20 protein-coding genes and 2 pseudogenes are annotated in these 19,951 nt (G+C 36.5%); 15 read left to right on the top strand and 7 right to left on the bottom strand.

The window, feature by feature from the left end:
• On the top strand, positions 1-195 hold a 195-nt coding region (locus tag JCM19033_RS24635; protein ID WP_198153612.1), incomplete at its 5' end, for a hypothetical protein.
• A 181-nt stretch (positions 196-376) separates the two neighbouring features.
• Here the strand turns inward: JCM19033_RS24635 and JCM19033_RS22845 are convergent.
• Positions 377-3,378 (bottom strand): annotated as a pseudogene (locus JCM19033_RS22845) (Tn3 family transposase).
• A 263-nt stretch (positions 3,379-3,641) separates the two neighbouring features.
• Here JCM19033_RS22845 and JCM19033_RS20885 point away from each other — a divergent pair.
• Positions 3,642-3,929 carry a hypothetical protein gene (locus tag JCM19033_RS20885; protein ID WP_054637780.1) on the top strand — a complete coding sequence of 96 codons (288 nt, stop codon included), beginning with the start codon at positions 3,642-3,644 and terminating at the stop codon, positions 3,927-3,929.
• 399 nt (positions 3,930-4,328) lie between these two features.
• Here JCM19033_RS20885 and JCM19033_RS20880 read toward each other — a convergent pair whose 3' ends face one another.
• The 3 genes from JCM19033_RS20880 to JCM19033_RS20870 form a co-directional block, all read right to left on the bottom strand.
• Positions 4,329-4,625: a hypothetical protein gene (locus JCM19033_RS20880; RefSeq protein ID WP_054637779.1), complete on the bottom strand. Its 297-nt coding sequence runs from the start codon at positions 4,623-4,625 to the stop codon at positions 4,329-4,331.
• A 1,342-nt stretch (positions 4,626-5,967) separates the two neighbouring features.
• A complete protein-coding gene (locus tag JCM19033_RS20875; RefSeq protein ID WP_054637778.1) occupies positions 5,968-6,255 on the bottom strand; it encodes a hypothetical protein in 288 nt (95 codons plus the stop codon).
• The gene (locus JCM19033_RS20870; protein ID WP_054637777.1) at positions 6,242-7,036 is read right to left on the bottom strand and encodes a ParA family protein; all 795 of its coding nucleotides are present in this window, start codon (positions 7,034-7,036) and stop codon (positions 6,242-6,244) included. The genes JCM19033_RS20875 and JCM19033_RS20870 overlap by 14 nt, the downstream gene beginning before the upstream one ends.
• Positions 7,037-7,476: 440 nt before the next feature.
• Here JCM19033_RS20870 and JCM19033_RS20865 point away from each other — a divergent pair, with 440 nt between their 5' ends.
• The 3 genes from JCM19033_RS20865 to JCM19033_RS20850 all read left to right on the top strand — a co-directional run bounded on the left by JCM19033_RS20865 (position 7,477) and on the right by JCM19033_RS20850 (position 10,163).
• Positions 7,477-7,731, top strand: coding sequence for a hypothetical protein (locus JCM19033_RS20865; RefSeq protein ID WP_054637776.1), 255 nt, complete (start codon positions 7,477-7,479; stop codon positions 7,729-7,731).
• A gap of 400 nt (positions 7,732-8,131) precedes the next feature.
• Positions 8,132-8,464, top strand: a complete 333-nt coding sequence (locus JCM19033_RS20860) for a hypothetical protein (RefSeq protein WP_054637775.1) — start codon at positions 8,132-8,134, stop codon at positions 8,462-8,464.
• A 1,258-nt stretch (positions 8,465-9,722) separates the two neighbouring features.
• Complete coding sequence (locus tag JCM19033_RS20850; RefSeq protein ID WP_054637773.1) at positions 9,723-10,163, top strand: hypothetical protein; 441 nt, start codon at positions 9,723-9,725, stop codon at positions 10,161-10,163.
• Positions 10,164-10,408: 245 nt separating this feature from the next.
• On the opposite strand, the gene JCM19033_RS20845 is transcribed toward JCM19033_RS20850, so the two are convergent.
• From JCM19033_RS20845 to JCM19033_RS20835, 3 genes are read right to left on the bottom strand one after another with little or no spacing between them, the layout of a single operon-like run.
• Positions 10,409-10,870 carry a hypothetical protein gene (locus JCM19033_RS20845; RefSeq protein WP_054637772.1) on the bottom strand — a complete coding sequence of 154 codons (462 nt, stop codon included), beginning with the start codon at positions 10,868-10,870 and terminating at the stop codon, positions 10,409-10,411.
• 28 nt (positions 10,871-10,898) lie between these two features.
• Entirely contained in the window at positions 10,899-11,420 is a 522-nt protein-coding gene (locus JCM19033_RS20840) for a hypothetical protein (RefSeq protein WP_054637771.1), read from the bottom strand.
• Positions 11,421-11,433: 13 nt separating this feature from the next.
• Complete coding sequence (locus tag JCM19033_RS20835; protein WP_054637770.1) at positions 11,434-12,120, bottom strand: hypothetical protein; 687 nt, start codon at positions 12,118-12,120, stop codon at positions 11,434-11,436.
• A 1,305-nt stretch (positions 12,121-13,425) separates the two neighbouring features.
• On the opposite strand from JCM19033_RS20835, the gene JCM19033_RS23910 reads away from it, so the two are divergent.
• The 10 genes and pseudogenes from JCM19033_RS23910 to JCM19033_RS24625 form a co-directional block, all read left to right on the top strand.
• Positions 13,426-13,602, top strand: coding sequence for a hypothetical protein (locus JCM19033_RS23910; protein ID WP_157050014.1), 177 nt, complete (start codon positions 13,426-13,428; stop codon positions 13,600-13,602).
• Positions 13,603-14,571: 969 nt separating this feature from the next.
• Positions 14,572-15,231: a replication initiation protein gene (locus JCM19033_RS20825; protein WP_054637768.1), complete on the top strand. Its 660-nt coding sequence runs from the start codon at positions 14,572-14,574 to the stop codon at positions 15,229-15,231.
• On the top strand, positions 15,221-15,442 hold the full coding sequence (locus JCM19033_RS28565; protein WP_374701280.1) for a hypothetical protein: 222 nt from the start codon (positions 15,221-15,223) through the stop codon (positions 15,440-15,442). Before JCM19033_RS20825 ends, JCM19033_RS28565 begins: the two co-directional genes overlap by 11 nt.
• Positions 15,439-15,642, top strand: coding sequence for a hypothetical protein (locus tag JCM19033_RS20820; RefSeq protein ID WP_054637767.1), 204 nt, complete (start codon positions 15,439-15,441; stop codon positions 15,640-15,642). Before JCM19033_RS28565 ends, JCM19033_RS20820 begins: the two co-directional genes overlap by 4 nt.
• A 748-nt stretch (positions 15,643-16,390) precedes the next feature.
• Complete coding sequence (locus tag JCM19033_RS20815; RefSeq protein ID WP_269758457.1) at positions 16,391-16,636, top strand: hypothetical protein; 246 nt, start codon at positions 16,391-16,393, stop codon at positions 16,634-16,636.
• Between the two features lie 497 nt (positions 16,637-17,133).
• Complete coding sequence (locus JCM19033_RS20805) at positions 17,134-17,562, top strand: hypothetical protein (RefSeq protein WP_054637765.1); 429 nt, start codon at positions 17,134-17,136, stop codon at positions 17,560-17,562.
• A gap of 62 nt (positions 17,563-17,624) precedes the next feature.
• Positions 17,625-17,792 carry a hypothetical protein gene (locus JCM19033_RS24630; RefSeq protein ID WP_198153611.1) on the top strand — a complete coding sequence of 56 codons (168 nt, stop codon included), beginning with the start codon at positions 17,625-17,627 and terminating at the stop codon, positions 17,790-17,792.
• A gap of 107 nt (positions 17,793-17,899) precedes the next feature.
• Positions 17,900-18,169, top strand: a complete 270-nt coding sequence (locus JCM19033_RS20800) for a hypothetical protein (protein WP_054637764.1) — start codon at positions 17,900-17,902, stop codon at positions 18,167-18,169.
• 58 nt (positions 18,170-18,227) lie between these two features.
• Entirely contained in the window at positions 18,228-19,337 is a 1,110-nt protein-coding gene (locus tag JCM19033_RS20795; RefSeq protein ID WP_054637763.1) for a hypothetical protein, read from the top strand.
• 48 nt (positions 19,338-19,385) lie between these two features.
• Positions 19,386-19,951: pseudogene (locus JCM19033_RS24625) on the top strand (type IV secretory system conjugative DNA transfer family protein); the annotation flags it as partial.

The raw sequence follows: 19,951 nt of genomic DNA, 5'->3' as shown, positions 1-19,951 counted from the left end.
GAATGTATTAGTGAGATAGGTGAAACAGGATTTAATATCGCTATCGAAGATAAAAATAGTGATTATACTGCTATTAAAGTAACTAAAACAGAGGCTTTGGCACTTGTTGATTATCAAACTGAGCTCATGTTTTTGTATTCAAAAAAATATAAAGGTGAGTATAAAGGTTGGTCAGTGAAAAAGCTTTTTAATTAGAGTTTGAGTATCAGCTATGATAAACCAGCTGATAGAAGCTTCAGTAATCTTCAACAAAAGGGGCGCTTATCTGGAGTAAGGATTGAGCTTTTTTCACATCCAAGTGTTGTTCATTACAAAAACCAGCTAACTTCATGTCAAAACATTAGCTGGTTTCTGTTACTAATCAAAATAATGAAAATTAAGAGACTTTCAACTTAATAGGTATTCGCTGATCCATATTGAGTTCAAAAGTTCCGTATGGATTAACATGATGATAAAACAAAGGTGTTAATCCCCTAAAATCTTCTGAAGTCATTTTTTTCAACCAATATTGGTTGTTGTCATAAAGTACTTCTTGTACCATTAAGGTATTCATATAGACTAAGCAATTTTGCAGCAATTGAAGTGATAAGGCGGACACCTCTTGATCTTCTAAAGCATTGGAACGAATCTCACTGTTTTTTCCATAGAAAATATAGGTATTCACCGAGTTCCATTGTTCCACTGTATTTAATCCTTCATGGATCTCCCTACGAATCTCTTCATAGTGTAAATAATCACATAAAAAGATTGTTTTAATCGCTTTTCCTAATTCACATAAAGCTTGATAGGTTGGGTGTTTCGTATCCCTTGTAAATCGCTTTAATATGGATTCGGCAGAAGCTGTACCCAATCGTAGTGCAGTTGCAAACTTAATGATTTGTTCATACTGTTGCCGAATAAGATCCAGTTAATCGGTCTACTTAAAGCCTGTTGCAGGTGAGGATATTCCTCATTCATGCCGGCTTCTGGACGATATAGCTTTTGAGACCCAATATTTTTAAAACGTGGCATCAGTTTAAAACCAAGCAAATGACAAAAAGCAAAAGCAACGACACTTTGTCCATGTGTGTCGACATAATTTCTGTCTACTTCCATGTCCGTACAGTGACGAAGAACCCCTTCCATCATAGCTGCCACTTCCGAAGAAAGGCAGGACTTTAGCTGAGAATAAATACAAGCTGACTTTCGATCTGTATGCCAATAGATCATAACCCCATGTCTCTTATAACGAGGATGCCATTCGGAAAGGAGGTTCTGATCCCAAGACCCAAAATGTTTTGAATCGGAAGCACATGCAGTGGTAGCTTCCCCCCATACCTCTTTCATTCGATTGTAGATGATATAGTTGGTAACCTCTGCGTTGGCTTGTCGCAAATGGTCTTTATGAATAAATTTTTGACGTATATACCGAAGTTCCCGATAACTATCTAGGTGATTTCCAGCAGAAACAGTTTTCAAACCTGTATTCGTTCCTAATCCAAATAAACTCAGAAGAAGCCGTCGTTGGATGGTTCCTCGATCTAAAATCTCTCGATCGGCTGTAGTTTTAAAGTGCTTGGTAAACTCCGTATGAAAATCTGTTTCTTTTAGTAAATCCAATAGGTTAATGTCGGACCAACGGTTCTTAATCTCCTGTTTTATCCTCGTCACATGTGGGGGTTCGGGTTGCTTTTCAAGTGGAGTGACTCGAATCCATCCCTTGTTATTTCTGGTAGTGATCGCTACTTTTTCGTTACTTTGATCCCTTAACCCTTGATTCAATAAATGGAGTTTATCTTTCATCAACTGTATAATATCTTTGATAAAAGGCTCTACATCAAGAGGTACTTTCAGTGCTTGAAAATATTCTTCCTTGTGCTCTTCAAAATCTTTGAGGGAGATCTTCATCCGGGTTTCGATATCGATCAGCGCCCTCAATCCAAATTTCTTTACAACGAAGTCGAGTGCGAAGCGATTGTATGACAGCAATTTCATAATTGATTCGATTTACCCTTTCAATTCCTTTGCTATCTGTCTCGACAATGACGTCTCTCCATTTTGGCTGAATTACGCTTCAATGGGAACTTCATCTCCAGCAGCAAAATAACGTTGCCCACTTTCTCCATACTCTCGAATAAGTTGGATAGCCTCGATAATTGGCTGATGAAATTGATTATTTGATCGAAAAGTAAGGTTGTTTAAAATTTTAGAAATGGACTTCCGATAATGCCCTTGGTAAGAAGAATGCATTTTCGTATAGATTTTTTCTTTGTAATCCCGGTTATTTTTTGTCATGTCCTTAATAATATCTCTAATCGTATCAGAGCTAACAATGGGGAATAGAGTATTTTGAATGACCCCTTCTGGGTGATCTACTGTTGCTTTTAATAAATTGACAATATGTTTATTTTTCCCTTGGACTCTTTCTAATTCTTCTACTGCTTCTTTTCGGGTTGTGTTCTTGGCTTTATTTCCGAATTTAAGCGTAATTTCATCCAATAAATCAGCTAAATAATCAATAACTTCCTCATGACGATGCGAAAATAAAATGGCAAGAAGGGTATAGCGAATGGGTGCTGGGTGAGCACGCAATTCCGTTACGGTTTCTGTAGCTGCACGAAGTCGATATTTTTTTACTAGTTTAGGAGACATCTGTTTACATAAACCATCAGGGATTTGAAGATGTTGAATGGCTAATAGTTTTCTGATTTCCATTTCCATCGTACTTACACTTGGTTTGCCTGGAGAGGATAGTAACTGGCGAAAGGTTAAAATGTCGTTGTTTTCTTCATCAGGAATTTTAGCTTCGAAATAACCATCGGACCCTTCATCAGAATGGGATTCAAGAAAGGCATCTAATCGTGAACAGGTCTTTGGAGAAAGTTGCTGATAGGTCATTTTATATAAATTATTTTCAAAGTTATCGATAGCAGATTCAATCATTCGCTTCAAACTTCCTACGGAAGGTGGTTCAACTTTCCACGTACGAAAAAGACTGTATGATTGGGTTTTCAAGTAGTCGGTATCATGTGTAAACTGAACCTGTTCTTCTAACCACTCTGCAAAAAGATGATTGTCATTTGCAGTAAGTTCTCGGAATCCAAAAAGGTTACGTATTGCCTTTCGATGTTCTGTATAACTTCTTTCTTTTCCACCCCAACCATAGCTGTCAAAAAAATCTTCAACCGAGGCATCTACTTGATCAGCTAAATGTTGAACGACATCTTTGGGTACATCTTGCTTCTTGTTAGGAAATTGGGCTTCCTGTTGAAAACATTTAAGAAGGACAGCAAACCCTATACGGTTTGCACTTGTTTTCTTACTCAGTACTAAATGATTTTCATTTGGTAATAAACTAAAATGTTCGTCGAGTTCTTTTTGATTCCAATTTCTCTTCAATGGTTTCCCTCTTCTCGCTATGTCATTTTATAAACAGTATAAATTTCGACATAGCTAGCTATCAACAATACTTATCAAAATTACCAAAAAACATTTTTACTTTTATTGGAAGTAATCTAGCGGACGAGAGCAGCTACCCTGTCACTTAGCCTTTTAGGTGAGGGACGGCACGTGATCCCCTTCATCTTTGGAAAAATGTAGGAAGGTCATCATAAGAGACGATAAAGGAAATTTTGTGTCCGTTCCCTCTACCTGTTTGATATATGGTTCAATGTCCTCGTCTGGTAGATACGGAGAATGCTGCATTCGGAAAAGCAGTAGCGAAGAGTAGACCACCAGGGTTGCTTTGTTTCGTTGTCTCTGGCGCAAAAATACGTAAGACAGGACAGCCATTATCCCTGCACCATTTAGGAGCAGCAACTCATAAAAAACGCATTCAAGATAAATTGGCTAAGGAGAACAGTAGTGACAGAAGGTACGACAAGACTGACAATCAACAAATTGAGGTGCTTCTGGCTGGCCGCCCATTCTCTTTGAAGAGTCTCAAATAACTTCGTTCGTGGTTCGTCACTGTATAGGTCACTTTTTGGTTATGACGAGCAATATATTTATAGAGTGCTTTTGATAGTGGAACACACGTGAGATAGTTTTTAGAATGAACCGCCAATAAGACGATCAAAAAAGAATAGAAAATCGCATTTAGAACTAGTAAGCTCATTTGTTTTCCTCTCCTTTTTTTACTAGATTTTCAGATTTCTAAGGGCATCGTACATCATCACGTGAAGGGAATAAGTATCTTTCCCCTCCTATTTCCATGAAGCCCTTTTCTCGGTATAAGGAAATTAATGGTCTTTATCTTTACTGCTCTAACCGCTAAGACCCATGGACAGAACAAGCCGTAATAGCAACCAAGCTCACCCATTCCAACATCCCATCACCCTTCTTTGTAGTCACGAGCACTTAAGGCTATCATACAGGCTGTTTTTCTGAGGATGATCTTCTTGTATAATGGAAAGCACTTTATCTGTATGTTTGGTTACTATCATTTTTCGAAGTTCTTCATCAGTTAAATGAACCGTTTGAGCGTACACTTTATTTTTCGCGTCCTCGTCTAGGCCTGGGTCGGTACTACTGGCTAGAAGAGGACTATATAATTCTGCTAGCAAAGCTTCCCGGTCTTCAACAGAGAAAACGGCATATAATGCTTGATAAACCGTATGACGTACAGAAGATGCATTTTCTGTCACGGATCTCACTCCTTTTTGTTTTTAGATACTATCTTCTCTAAAATCAATACTTTTCATGGAGGAACACCGTATATTTTCTCTCTTTGCTGCTTGTTATCCTCCTTTATTTTACCACTTAATATGCAATCACGGAAATTCTCATAGTGCATCCTTATTTTTCCTGTTCCACTCATCCTCCTATCCCTACTCACTATTTCCCCTACCTTAACTACCCTTTCAAACGTATTTATTTAATTTTTACGTAATCATTTAATAAAAACGTACTTATTTAATTCTGTGAGATTGGGAGTGAGAAAGATTGCGCACGAAAACCGGGCATTTAAAGGTGACAAAAAGGAAGAAGTAGTGCAGAGATAGGTCATACGCAGGAAATATAGTGGAGGAAGCAGGACAAAAGGGGAAAGACAATTAGATATATGTACTGGCGGAATCTCCGGTGTTACGTTTTTTTAAAAGTGTCGTTTGCCCTTTTGAAGTCACAAACCTAGATGAATTACTATCAGTGTTGAACTGTTCACATATTTTAACGGAACAAATTGAAAAAATAAGTGAGAAAAATACATATTAGATTCCATGGTTTCCTCTTGAGCTAGGAAAAAATGATCTTCCCAGGAAAGGTTTGGGGTAAACCCATATAAGTTATAAACAATTTAAAAATTTTCAAACGGGTAACCCTTGAGGAACTACAGTGCTCGCTTCAACTTGCCAAATTCACCCGCCTAAAAGGTATCAAAAAAGAGGTCTCAAGGGCCTCAATATTTTTCCTTGACAGAGGTCTTTGCAACTTTTGAGGAAGGCTGTTACCCATTACCCATAGTAGGAAAACAGCTAAAACCATTTCATGAGACGCCCAAAACATACCTTCTATTCTACCGACAATGCTTACTGATCATAAACCTAAAAAGAATAGTATAGAAAAAAGGATAGCAATAGACAGTATTTAATTTCCCCCCATTGTCATCAGTCACCTCTTAATACAGGGGCCCCTACATCAAAGAATGCTAACAATCAAAGACCTAAATCCTACACGGAAACGTTTATTTCTTTATTCCAACGTTTCTTCTAACATATGTGTTATCCCCATTAACTTTCTAGCCTTTTATGGTGAAGTGTTCGAATATCCCTTTTATTGCTTAAACCAATGAAATGAAATTTCCAATTTGTAAAGATATCTTTTTATCTATAAATGAAGAAACATTGTGCCTTATGCTAAAGGAAGTAAGAAATGATGCAATGCTATTAAATTAAAATCACCAGTAGCCTAAGAAAGCTACTGGTGAAGTATATAAATATCCTTGTTAAAATTGTTAACTTTCAAAAGCAATATAACTACCAAGTTTTCTTATTCGTTTTCTTCTAGGTACCTCTCTACTGACTCCTCAATAATTTCATAAATATTTCTTTCCTCATTTATAGCCTGCATTTTCAACCTTTTATGCAAACGAGTACTTAAATCAAAGGATACCCTTTTTCTTTCTATCTTAGTTTCTTCTTTTGTTGTTTTCTTCGTATCTTCCTTTTTAGAAACGTTGTTTCCTTCTTCCCTTTGAATTGGTTCGTTTAACGCTTGTGAGGGTGACATTTTATTTTGAGTACGCTTTTTATTTTTAATCTCATCAATTTTGGACACGAGAAATCATCTCCTCATAAAAGGTTTTATATTGCTTTAACGCCTGATTTAATTCAAGGTTCTCTTTAAATCCATAAAGGGAAAGACGCCCCGTAGGAGCTTTTCGAGTGATGATTGTATCAAATACTAGCTGAGGATAATCTTCTTCCACTATTTCATTAAATGCCTTAGCATCATTTCTCCGAACATCGTTCATCGTTCGAAGGATCCCTAGAATTTCTAAGTTATGAGGACTGACCTCTTTAGCAACTTCGACCGAATCAAGAAAGTTTGGAATAGCTGAATAACACCAATTCGAACACTCGTACATAACAACAACATAGTTACTTGCACATAATGCATTCGTTGTCTGCTCACTCAAGGAAGGCGGGGTATCCATAACAATGTAATCATACTGTTGGTCAATAGAATCCAATAACGTATTTAATACCAAGCTTGGACTTCCGGAGAATGGCAAGTGGTCTCCTTGATACGTATAGCCTGTGTATAACCAGCGCGGAAAAGTAGCTAGAAAATTGTTTGCTGGAAGCAACTCAAGGTTCTCAGCCACCTTACAGACATATGGGATGGCCTCTTGGTGCTGCATTGCTTCAAGAACAGAGTGTTCAATAAAATCATTGGCCGGTTGCTGAGATAACATCTCGGTTAAATTTCCTTGTGAATCTAAGTCGATCGCCAGGACGCGATTCCCGTCTTGAGCCAACAAATGAGCTAATACTCCTGTAGTTGTACTCTTGCCACATCCACCTTTTTGGATCCCCATCGTAATTCTAACAGCCATAACAACCCTTCTTTCTATGTATCAACGTTTCTTTCTTTTACACATCTCAAATCTTCTTCGAAAAGAAGATGAAAACGTTTCTTCGTTTCTTCTACACTTTTTTATGAAACTCCTGCCAAATATCACTAAAACCAAAAGTGTTGGGAAAAGAAGCAGCTATATAGAAAAGATTGTTACAACTCATCCAATATTTCTTTCTACCAACGTTTCTTCGCTTATTTAAACCTTCTCATAAGAAGCACCTATTATTAATGTCTGGGTTCCTCATTATATTTCGTTGGTAATCAATTTTATTAGAAAAGGGTTATTTTTCTCTGCCCTCACATTCATCTTTCCATTTTGGATTAAAGAAAAAATCATAAACCTCCCCTCTCCCCCATAAGATTCAATGAATCAAAGATTCAGAGAATCACTTTCAGATATTGAAGGGGGCGAATAATATGAGTCAAAATGGGCGAGGGTTAGGGGGAAAGAGATGTTCTCGACGGAGCATTTCACTCAGCAATTCTTACGATGATAAAGCAAAAAAATTAGCTGTCGCTTGTTCAATGCCAACCGCAACATTATTGTCAGAAATTATTGAAGTAGCATTAGACAGCCCTCAATTGGTAAACATGTTCCAAGAACGGTATAACAAAGATCCAAAATATAAGGTTGTTGTTGTACGAGTGGGAGGAAAAATAGAGTATTCTTAGCAAAATAATTTTCTTTTGGCTACTCGTCCTAGGTCTCGAGACACTCGCCAACATTTTGGACAATATCCCAATCTATTAGCCTTTTGATCTTTCTTTTTTATTTTGGTCGTACATTTAATACATTTCATATTTATTTTCACCTCACCCCCTCATCATTGGCCAAGATGCTATATTTTATACCTAATCTCAAGGCATAAAAGGAGGAAGAGGAGATCTATTTAGCATTTTAGTTTCATTTAAATAAATATAAATCCATTAATTTAAGCTAAACAGAAATAAATTGTCCGTTAAATTATTTAATTAAATAATCGTGCTGCCCCAAAAATTGGGCCACATAATTGTGAGTAAAATATAAATAATAAAACGTAAGTATAGTTAAACGAAAGGAAGTACTCACTCCATGTTGAAATCAATTATCAATCATTTTTACTGGATAACAGCTGTGTTTAATTGGGGTAGACGAACACAGCAATTATTTGGGGCTAGACGCCACAATAACGGCGGAATAGTTTTATTAATATTAGGAATAGGAATTGGGGCAATGGCTTACAGTCTTATAAGAGATCCTAAAGGATTGCAACAAGTGACTCAACCTATTACTAATTTCCTTAAAGACACCCAATTAAGTACGGTAATAAGATCAAATCAAGCCCATTTAGCGGAGTTTTCAGAAGAAATAACAAATGCGCCAACGCAAAAGACGTACGATATTGATTACAAGAATCTTTGTTAACTTTAAGAAACCCTTTTGATCGCACTAGTCAGTCGTAGCGGGTAAAGGGAGCCTGACTGAATCATAGAAAACATCCTTTATCCCCCAATATCTTCCTTTCCCAACTGCCCTTTTACCGAAAGGATAACCTGTTCTCTCATAAGGGTGAAATTAATTGTAATTAGCGCTGTTGTAACGCTAGATAATTAAATTTTAACTAACTTTAATTAATTAAACAGACATAGCCTTTAAAAGGTGACTACCTTTATACTAAATGAAAATAAGTTGTTTTCATTTAAAATAAATATAATTGAATCAATAGTGTTTTTCTTTTTGGTGATTATTCATTTGTTTTCATTTGTTTTCATTTGTTTTAATTTAATTTATGCTAGTTCTTTCGCATTCGCATTAAAGGTCTAATTACTTATAACATTGGCGGAAGTATGTATCTTACAAAAAGGGGTGACTGACAAAGTTCCAGGGGAATAAAACTTTATGGAAGATTGAAAATGGAGTATTTTCAAGAGACAGACGGAGAAAGATTAGTCGACTATGGCCATAATGTACGGACAGTAGTCGCTCAGGAATTGGTTAATATTAGGTCCAAGTTAATAAATATTGCACATAAGTATTGTTATGAAAAAATTTTTACTAAAGCATTTTGGAGAACTTATGGTATCAATCCATCAAAGCTTAGAAATCGTACATCTCCTGTTGAGAAGAGAACAGCCAAAAGATTGGAGTGTAAAATTTTCGAAACCCTAAAAACTTATAAAATCTCATAATTATTTTTCCCCGAAACAAATGAGAATTCTCGTCTAGCTAACGTCTTGACGAAAGTGCATCCCCTTCACTAGTTATAATCTGTATTTTCTGAGTAAAGACTCTGCCACGTTTATTTCCCGAAATTTCTTTTCCGAAATATCGCCCAGTGGGGTCGGCAAATATGCAGGAACAGCCGTAGCGACGCTTTCAATAAAATACATACCTGGTTCACTCAAACATCTGCAGTTGCTGAACTTTTTGAGTGAGGTAATAATGAACACGTGGCGTCCACTTCCCATAATTGGGGCGGTGGTGCGCTTTTCGTTCCATCTCAGTGTGAAAATGGACCGGATCCACTGTTTCTGTGAGTATGGAGCCAATTTGATCAGGCATTCTTTCAAGAAGATTCTAGTCAGCAGAACAACCCATTATCATTGCTTTTCCACCACTGTACCTTACCAACCTTTCTCGATTACATAAACTAAAAGAGATATTATCAGGAAGGGGAAAAACAATGGGTGTTAGAAAAGGTAGAAAAAGAAGTAAAGTTAGAAAGCTGACGTCAGGTCCTTTTATTGTACCAGTATCTGTGGACGGTACTCGAAAAGGAGCTGTAGAGTCTCTATTGATTGGTTTTAAAAATGTTTCTACTCGAAGATCCACAGTGAAAGTATCAGTACTGGTTTGCAGAGAAAGAGTATTATATCCAGAAACTCCTCCAGAGATTAAAATTTTTAAAAGAAAAGTCACGATTCCAGCAGGAGACTGTGCATTTTTAAGAGTAAACTCCGGGCCAAGGACCTTCCGAGGTGACAACATGCTCCGTGTCGTAATTGAAGGAGATACAGCTAAAGATGCGAAAGCTATTGTTGCAACCCTATCAGGCCGTACAGCTGACGGACGTCTTGCACCGTCAATGGTTGTTAAACATGGAGATTTTATCGAAGCAAAATAATAATATATGCAATATTTAATTAGGAGGGGATGACTAATCCCCGTCCTCTCACACTACCGAATGTACGGTTCCATATACGGCGCTTTCATGAAAATTCAACGTGGTTATAAAACTATAATCCCATACGTCGCCAGTATTGGTCATTTAGCGTGTGGTGATATAGAACGACAGTGTTGAAACCCAGAATATAAAAAAGCTATACATAGCTTCCTACTGTTTGAAGCCACTGTATAGCTTTTTTAAGTTTAAATATCAATGTTTGCTCTATTTGGAACTTCTTCTTCTACTTCATTTGCCTGCTCCCTTTCTGGTAAAGGGCTGCTTTGTTGGAAGGAAAATTCACTATTGGTCGGAGGATCAGGAATAAGACTTATTCTACGTATTGCTTCTTGAATATCTAATTGCAGACTTTTGGTGACGTTTAATAAGGCAATGAGGTCAGAAGCTGAAAAAGAAGAATTTCTCATTGTTTTCAAAAGATACTCAATATCCTGGACATCTTCTTCGTTTTCGTTGAGAGAAGAGAGGAAAGCGAGTTTTTTAAATGATTCTCCTGTTTCTATGCTTTGGTGGTTTGTCCACTTTGCAAACTGCTCAATTACTCTTCGGGTAGACTCATTAGGATTGTCCTGATTGTCAGCCCATGTTTTAATATCATCTGACGCTTTTTCACCCAATCGTACTTGTATCACTTTGACTGTAGACATAGAAACCTCCTTCTACGACATCCCAAGTTTACTTACTCGTAATGGTGTCCCCTTGATTCTTCTGGGCCTCTTTCACCAGCTGTTCAAGTTTAATGGTATTAAAAATATGCATCCCTTGCACATTCATCTCTACTGCATACTTTTCTGGCACCCAAAGAACTTCAAATTTTCTCTTCTTTCCTAAATTCACGAGTTTTTCATAAAGACTATCTTTTAAAAGGATAGAAGCACCTCCATAGACTACGAGAACTTCTAAATCAGCATTGATCTCGCGAACTTTATTTTCCACTTCGTCTAACAAGTCTTGCGCTACAACTTGCTTAGACTGATTTAAATAAAGAATAGCTTCCTCATGATAATCACTCAAAGGATTTTTCAGGTGATTCGAAAAGAGTTGTCTGCTAAAATTTAAATCTTCCCCTTCATTGAATAGATCAGTGGCTGTTTGTATAGCTTGTCCAATCCCCAGCGGAACTCCACTGCTTTTAGCAGCGTGTGCCGCATAACCCTGAGTGTAAGTTAACTCTGTTGTACCTTCCCCAATATCCAAATGAAGAATTTTTTTATCTGAAAAAATGTTTTCCAGTTACCTTTTCATAAGAATATTCTTCCTTAAATTCATCAAAGAGGTCATCATTCCGAAACTTTCCTTCACCATTTTCAATTATACTAAATAAAGCCGGAACCCCCTCTTGGGTTACCTTTACAAATCGGAAAGTAATCTGGACGTTAACAGATATATCTTTTATGTAAAATCTTAGTTCGTGAAGGCTATCTGTAAACATGCTCTCAAATTGATCAGCATTGCTTTTCTTATACACTGAAGCTGGAATCGCAGTTGTCATATCCACAACAACAGGGATTGTTGTTCCATCTGCTATTGTCTCATTTTCTGCAAACTTTCTTTTAATAGCCTGTGATCCTATCAAACCAAGAGTGTTAATAAGAGGAAGTTTTTCTTCATGTTTTTTGTTTTTTTCAATATTCATGTTCTTCACTCTACCTTTGGAAGTGCTTAAGGCAGAGTTTCCTACTAGGTAGCGAAACGCCTCTGTCCCTAGTGATTTGCTTTCAATTTTAACGAGGATATTATTATTAAGGTCTTCCACTAACTTTTGAATTGTCTCATCAGTCTGTGGCTGTTCTCCAGTAAACACCTTATAAACGTTTGGTTGTTTAATTACTTCCCCATCAATAATCATCTTGTGCTCAGAATTCCCGTTATCGTTTGCCACTTTAAAATTAAACATTTCGCACTCCCCTTTATTAATATTAAATACATTCAAATCACTTTTATTCCATTTTATATAAAATTATTAATACAACTCAACCAAAACACCATAATAAAATTCTCTTAATTAACTAAAAACAAATAGTACCTAATTGTTTTTAGTTAATTGTTGCTAATTTGATTTAATGCTAAATAAACCGAACTTACTTATGATTATCATACGCCTCTCTTAAACAGGCCAGCGACTACTTAATCCATTATAACTCAAAATAAATACAATCATTTTAAATTAACTGTGTTTATTTAAAGTTAAATATATTTTGTAATTTAAATCAATTAAAAATAATCATAGTTAGTTTTAGTTAGTTAAAATTATGTATTTAATCCTAAAAAATCAACTATTTGCCTCTAATATTTTAATTAAATGCTAGTAATTTTAGTTTAACGGATATAATTTAATTGAATTTATTAATTGGTTTTAATAAAATTAAAGTATTAGCGGAAATCATTACTACTGGTAGATTAAGGGAGGTGAACAAATTGTCCAACCACTACGAAAGAGTTAAAATCCATTTTAAAAACCCATATGGAGGATAATTTTGATCCTTATACGAATCTCTAAAAGCGAGAGTCGAAATTACTGAGGAAAAACTATTTCCTGAAGAATTACTCCTAAGGTTATCTTCTTCGATAGATGAAAGATATTCAACCACACAAGTTGCTAAGTGGCTGAAGGTAAATGATTCAACACTTAGAAACTATATAAATGGCCTGAAAGAGTACATACAAACCTATGAAGTGAAGAGGTTCATTAAGTTAGATCTCTTTGGTGTTTACCGCCTTCATATGATTTTTATTTTTGTACAAGATTATGGAGAAAAGCTCCAACACCTTCTCGTTAGAGTGGGGCTTGAAGCAGAATTATCATCTGGAAATACCGTAAGGCTAAACAATACTGGTAAGGATTACACAGAGCATACTGATAAAAAATAAAAGAAGTTTTAGAGTTTCAACAATTTCTGCTTTTAAAAACGGAATAACGAAAATAATTTAAAAGAAATCAAGTGAATACAAGAAAGCAAATAAGCAACTACAACGAGAAATTGAACACTTGGATCTTCTAAAAGGACTTCACTCTAGTAAAGAAGTAGAGAAAGAAAAAAGTGAAAAAACTCTCCGAAATCGTTGCTGAAAAAGTTACTGTGATCTCTCGGATGGAAAAAGAACAACATAAGAAGCAGGGTTTTTTGAGAGGTTATTTGGCAAGAAAGAAAACGCACCTACGGAACAAGACAATGAATCAAAAGACGAATTACTTTCAACCTTGATTCATGAAGAAGATGATGAGAATCGCGACCTTGTTCAATGTATTGATGAAAAAATAGAACTCTTGTTAGAAGAACAACAAACCAATAACGAGGCGCTAGAACAATTAAAGATAGTAGCGCAAAAAAAGGAAGAGCAAATTAACGATCAGTCCCAGAGAGAAAGATATATTTAGAGAATAAGAACCCTGTGTAAGAATCCTTTTTGTAGTTTCCAAGAAATTGCGGTAAGCATCTAACCCAGTTTCTTGGATTTTTTGTACAGCTTTAAGATGAAGAAACTCCATATACGAACCATCATAGTGAAGAACCTCTTACCTTTTTATTACATAACGAAAGATTCCTCTGATGTGTCCAGGAAAAAGAGGAGGAACAAGCTTATCCCTTATATTTATAACCCTAATTAGGTAAGGATTATAAATGAACATGACCCTAAATAAGTAAGAGTTAAATAGCAGTCAATACCACTTTATTTTTATCACCCTAAATACGTAAGGGTTACTTGTGATATTTTATAGGTTTTTTTTTATTTTCACCCTAATTACGTAAGGGCTAACTCAACAGGCTTCAAACGACAACCCTAATTACGTAAGGAATTGCTAAATTTCTCCATATTTCATCGTTGTTGTAACCCTAAATTGGTAAGGGTTTTGTACTTGTAAACATGTTTTATTACACCCTAATTACGTAAGGGTTATTTATTTTACCGTCCTAAACAAGTAAGGTTTACATCTAATGGTGTTTTTCACCCTAATTTCGTAAGGGAAAAACTTCACCCTAATCAAGTAAGGGGTAAAGCCTAAACAGGTAATGTCTTATCCTAATTAGGTAAGAGTTAGAGCCTAAACACGTAAGGATTAACCCTAATTTCGTAAGGTTTCACCCTTAAATAGTAACCTTTTACCCTAATTAGGTAAGGATTAGGGGCTTTTTTTCCTAGAGTACCAATTATCCTAGCTGCCCTAAAACTAGAAAACTATTAAAACAAATAAAACATTAGTAAAAATAGAAAACAGACAAACTGGTTTTGTACTATTCTTACTTATAAAAAAAGAAGTAAGATTTCTTTTAAAAATCATTGTCTTTTTTTATCATGAGTTTCATAATGGATGTAACAAGTAAATTTTTACTCTGCAGGTGATACTATGAAACCTTTTCATGATTCTAATGAAATAGTAGATCTCAATACAGAAACTAACATTTATAATCACCCTAATAATTTAATTGTTAAGTCCAATGCTTTGATAGAGGCTTCCTATAAGCTGGGAATTAATGAACATAAAATTATTCGATTTGTAGCAAGTAAAATCAAAAAAACAGACGATGATTTTAAAACGTATCGAATTAGTGTAAAAGAATTTGCCAAATCCATTGGTGTAAAAGGGAATGGGTATTATAAAGAAATCGAAAAGATGTCCTATGAACTCCTAAAGAAACCTTTAAAAATTAAAATAGATGATGATTACATAATGGCTCCCTGGTTTTCCTACATTAGATATCGGGATAAGGAAGGAATAATAGAACTTCGTTTTGATAAATTTTTCAAGCCTTACCTATTGAATTTAAAAGAAGAATTCACCAAGTATACTTTTGATCAAATCTCTGAGTTAAAAAGCTCTTATTCCATACGAATATACGAGTTGTTAAAGCAATTTGAAGGGATAGGAAAACGAGAATTTAGAGTGGAGGACCTAAAAGACAAACTAGGCTGCTCTGACATGTACAAGGAATACTCAAACTTTAAATTAAAGGTTTTAAAAGTAGCTAAGAAAGAGTTAAAAAGAAAAAAACGATATTCATTTTGATTTTGAAGAAATAAAAGAAGGCAGAAAAGTCGTCGCCATTCGATTTTTAATTAAACGAAAACCGCCTACGCAGATCACACTGTTTGATCCAGAAGAGCTATCTGACACGGAAAAATTTATGGCAAAAATTAAAGGATACCTTAGCAAATTTGATATTCCTGTTAAAGATGAGACCATAAAAAATGGGAAAAGTACGGTGAATTACAAGTGATAAATGTTATTAAGCAAGTAGCAAAAAGGAAAGATATCGAAAACTATGACCGTTACATAAGTAAAACCTTAAGAAACATTCAAGATAATACAGCTTCACAAACCAAAGAAAAGGATTCTACTTCTATAGAAAGCTTAATGAATGAGTTTATCACGGATTTTACTAAAAAAGCGTTGAAGTACCGGCAAATTTTCTACTAAAAGATGCCTTCACTGAATTCCTTACCAAAAAAGGGTACAAGCCGAAAGAGACTGAACAATTGTGCGATAAACACTTTGAATCCCTTTCTTATAAAACAATGATAAGAATTAGAGAGAATCGCAAAAATAAATCTTTTTAACCTTACCTGTTTAGGTACGGGCCTCCACCCATAGCCAATTCAAGCTTTCTAACTCCTCTTATCCTTACCTTCTTAGGGTAGACTCAAAGTTTTCTTCACCTACACCCTAATTAGGTAAGGTAAAAGGTCTAAATACAAGCAGAACAGTGACCTTGTTGATTACAATATAATTATTAAATTATGGACCTCCTCATCCCACTTTTATTAGTTTTTCTACACAGCACCCCCACTTTATCTACACTTTCCGTTTTCCCACATTAAAAAAGAAGGACTTTAATCCGTTAATAGTAAGATAAAGGTAAGCCAAAAGTACATCAATTTATAAAAATGAAAGGTCCCAATTTCCTAATTTAAGACAAAATTCCATTTTTTTCTTTAGGTTGTATGGGTAACTGTGGTAAGCTAACAACCAAATTGAAGAGGCAGTTTTTTCTGAAAACTTTTGCTCTAAGGGGGTTTTTTTATAAAATAATATGCTTAAAGTTATATAATGTCTCGTTGTTTGTTTTGAATCTACTGCAACTCTATCAGGAAGGAGGGATTAAAACCTTCTTAACCACTATGTCTTAGCTGGTTCACTTGGATTCAGTAAATATGAGGTGATAAGAGTGGGCAAACGTAGAAGAAAGCTTTCACATATTGATTTGTTAGCCAAAGCCAGAAGTGTTCGAACTTTTGACAAGCAAGACTACGACCTGATGGGCACTCTTGCTGTAAATAAACATAATGGAGCCATCTTTGACATTGCTGATATTTATTACCATGTGCGTACTGCTCGCAACGACTACCATGACATAATCGCTAAGCGAAAACATCCTAGCGATGAATTGTGCAGATACAAAAATAATGATTGATCAGAGGGTATATCTCTTTTCAATATAGAACTGCTGCTAAGTCATTTCAGTGTGTGGGAGAGTAGCAAAAGCTCATCGGTTCGGACATACCAAAAACCTTCTCACCATGTTGGTGACACACTGCTTTTTACTTGGGTTCTTCGTGCAAGGCCAAAAACGATGTGTATTCCAATAAAGGAGAGAGACACCGATTGAAAAGGGCTAATTCCCCTTTCAATATATATCTCTGACAAATACATAAGGTGCTGCTATTCATTCCAGTGTGTGGGTAGTGGTCTACGCTTGACTGGGTTAGGAAGGTTCGAAACCACAAATCTTCTCACCAATGAGGGTGTAACACTGTTTGACTGGGGTTCTTCGTATAAAGCCAAAAACGTTGTACATTGGGAAGCTACCACTCAAGACGGTACGCATGTTTCCATAGGGTCTACCTCCAGCCAAAAGGTAAATGAAACCACTCTCTGGTTTTGTGTCTATAAATCAAAGGAGGGTGAACTATGAAGAAAGTTACATTCCTTTTTGCTATGCTAATCATTTTCCTTCTTGCAGGTTGTGGAAATGACGCAGGGGTCGAGGAAGAAATAGATTATGAAACTTATCGTGATACGATAAATTCAGAAGAATTTACAGGGTTCACCTATTTACTGAGAACTTTCAGAGCTGAAGATGGTAATTATATCAGTGATATGGAATCAGTTTTTAATAATAGTAATGAACAACTTTATTACATCAATATGCAAACAATAGATGATGAAGTTAGGGACAATTACAATGAAGACTCTCGTAATATGGACCTTTATTTTCCTGCGGATCGAGTGGCATATATTGAAGATGGTCATGTAATTGATGAATTTGAAGTATCCGATGACATTCATTCAAGCGGACATAATAATGATTTAGCCAATTTCATTCAAATGTATCAATAAAGGAGAGTGACGCATGGCTACACAACGAGAAATGAAAAAGAAAAAAGTCCATCGCTAAAAAGATGATCGGGCAAATGGAAGAAGGCGGCTATGATGCCTGGCTTCATAAACAACACGTTGCCTACATTGAAAACAACTTGGAAGACTATTTGGATAGCACGAGCCAAACAATCAAGAAGACAAAACGTCTTCCAACCCAAAAGATAATCAAGAGGAAAAAAACTATATAACCAGTCAAGTGAACAGCTAAGAGGGGGGAAAACTCCCTCTTTATTTTTGACTTTATTGTAAAAAAATTGATTAATTTCAATATTTTAATAGAAAGCAGGATGATAAGATGATGAACCTCTACATTATGAGTGGGATGCAAAACTTGGTGTCTACAGGGGAATCCATTTTGGATTGGGCGCAAACCTTTGGCCTGATTGCGGCTGCCATTGCCTTTTGTATTGGAGGGTATTACCTCATTTTAGGCGGGGATCGTGGACGAGCGAAGTCAATTGGTTGGTTTATTGGTTCGGCAGTGGGACTTGTGGTGGTCATGGGAGCTTATGGTCTTGCGACAAGCATTGACGACAACATTACCTTTTTCATCAACTTGTGGTAAACAAAGAGCTGCTTTTTGGCAGCTCTCTTTTTTATCTCGTGAGAATGGAGGAAAATAGATGCTGTACGTAAACTTTGTGAAAGGACAACACGACAAGCTCCCCACACATGAACGGATTCCTTTTGAGAAAGCTGTGGCTCTTTCACACGACTTGGAAATGGAAATGAGGGAAAAGAAACAAACCCTGGCCAGTTACTTTTACGTCATTGATGACGAATTGCCGGACAGTCTGTATGAAGGAGAATTTATATTTGGTTCCTATGCCGCACCGAACTTGTTTATCCATATCACCAACAACCTTCCAAGCATCAAGACCAGTAAGGAACATGAAAAGCTTAGACTTTCCTTTATTGCCGATATGGAAGAAGTGGTGGGTGACATCTATAAAGTGAAAGAAGACCCCCAACTCGACACGTACAAGGATCTTGACCAATCAAAGATTTCTCGTTTGAACCGGTGGCAGCGCCGTACGATTTACGGGGTAGCTGGATTCTTTACGCTTGCCACATTTGGGGTGTTCACCTTCTTTTTTTTCCAAATTGCTTCAGCGAATCAAGAGTATCAAACGATGGCTTCAGAAACAGAAGAACGTTCGCAAGTGATTGAATACTACGAACAAGCACTACTAGGAGAAACAGAGGAGTTAGAAGCTTATTATGCTGGAAGAGAAAGGGACGATCTTTCCTCAGGGGAAACGAGCATTTATGCCGGATTTGCAGCTAGTAACGATGATTTTGATACGTTAAACGAGCTGTTTGATCAAGACACAAGCCTTGTGGCAACGTTCTTATCCCAAAAACAAGACACCGAAACCCTTCGGGCCTATGATGACCAGTATCCAACCAATGAAGCCCGGTTTGATCTAGCTTACGTTGATGAAGAATATGAACGTCTGTTACAAATTGAAAATGTGGAAATGAACAATGATCGAAGCGAAAAACGAATCGAAGCCTTTCTTGAAACGGGTGATATAGAAGGGGCAAGAGAAGAACTAGAACAACATCCTTCTGAGGAAGTAGAAGAGAAAGTGAACAGATATGAAGAACTTCATGACCAATTGGATGATCTCAATGAACAACTAGAGAGCGTAGATGAGGACGAGGAAGAAGAACGAGAATCCTTGGAAGAAGAACGGGAGAACATCCAAGCTGAAATAGAAGAATTGTAAGCGACACCTCTTTGGGGTGTCGTTTTTGAATAGGAAGGATGGAAGCAAATGCGACGCGTATTAAAAACAAGAAAAGTACATTTTCTTCTGGCTTTGTTGGGAGCTGGCTTTGTGTTTGGTTTTTTCAACATGATGATGAATTTCATTGTGGTGAATATGCAACTGTTGATTCAAAATCTAGGCACGGAAGGGGGAGGGGTTGATCTGAACATGGTCGGCTTTCTTCTTACCTTCACCCTTCTTCCCGACTTAGCTTACTTTTTCCTAGGAATCATCAGTCTCTCAGTTGCGGCCATTCTCTATTACAAACTGCGGACGAACTTTCGAGAGCTGGAAGAAAAACATGCGAAAGGGTCTAGCCGGTTTACAACCTTAGACGAAATGAAACAACAATATAAAGCTGTCCCTGAAAAGAAAGAAACGTATAAAGGCAGTGGTGGTGTCCCGATTTCTCGGTACAAAAACAAAATTTTTGTGGATGATTCCCCTGTAAACAATCTGTGGGTCGGAACGACTCGCTCAGGAAAAGGGGAAGTGGGGATGTTTCCAATGATTGATGTCTATTCCAGAGCCGAAAAACAAGCTTCGATGGTTTTAAATGACCCGAAAGGGGG

Source organism: Thalassobacillus sp. C254, assembly GCF_001310615.1.
This window is presented reverse-complemented; position numbering and strand designations above follow the sequence as displayed.

Bases quoted from the DNA above. Each gene is read 5' to 3' on its own strand.
- JCM19033_RS20870 (WP_054637777.1), bottom strand. From the start codon at position 7,036: ATGGCTGTTAGAATTACGATGGGGATCCAAAAAGGTGGATGTGGCAAG.
- JCM19033_RS24630 (WP_198153611.1), top strand. From the start codon at position 17,625: ATGATCGGGCAAATGGAAGAAGGCGGCTATGATGCCTGGCTTCATAAA.
- JCM19033_RS20885 (WP_054637780.1), top strand. From the start codon at position 3,642: ATGGTTCAATGTCCTCGTCTGGTAGATACGGAGAATGCTGCATTCGGA.
- JCM19033_RS20805 (WP_054637765.1), top strand. From the start codon at position 17,134: ATGAAGAAAGTTACATTCCTTTTTGCTATGCTAATCATTTTCCTTCTT.
- JCM19033_RS20795 (WP_054637763.1), top strand. From the start codon at position 18,228: ATGCTGTACGTAAACTTTGTGAAAGGACAACACGACAAGCTCCCCACA.
- JCM19033_RS20845 (WP_054637772.1), bottom strand. From the start codon at position 10,870: ATGTCTACAGTCAAAGTGATACAAGTACGATTGGGTGAAAAAGCGTCA.
- JCM19033_RS20865 (WP_054637776.1), top strand. From the start codon at position 7,477: ATGAGTCAAAATGGGCGAGGGTTAGGGGGAAAGAGATGTTCTCGACGG.
- JCM19033_RS20835 (WP_054637770.1), bottom strand. From the start codon at position 12,120: ATGTTTAATTTTAAAGTGGCAAACGATAACGGGAATTCTGAGCACAAG.
- JCM19033_RS20860 (WP_054637775.1), top strand. From the start codon at position 8,132: ATGTTGAAATCAATTATCAATCATTTTTACTGGATAACAGCTGTGTTT.
- JCM19033_RS20825 (WP_054637768.1), top strand. From the start codon at position 14,572: ATGAAACCTTTTCATGATTCTAATGAAATAGTAGATCTCAATACAGAA.
- JCM19033_RS20850 (WP_054637773.1), top strand. From the start codon at position 9,723: ATGGGTGTTAGAAAAGGTAGAAAAAGAAGTAAAGTTAGAAAGCTGACG.
- JCM19033_RS20800 (WP_054637764.1), top strand. From the start codon at position 17,900: ATGATGAACCTCTACATTATGAGTGGGATGCAAAACTTGGTGTCTACA.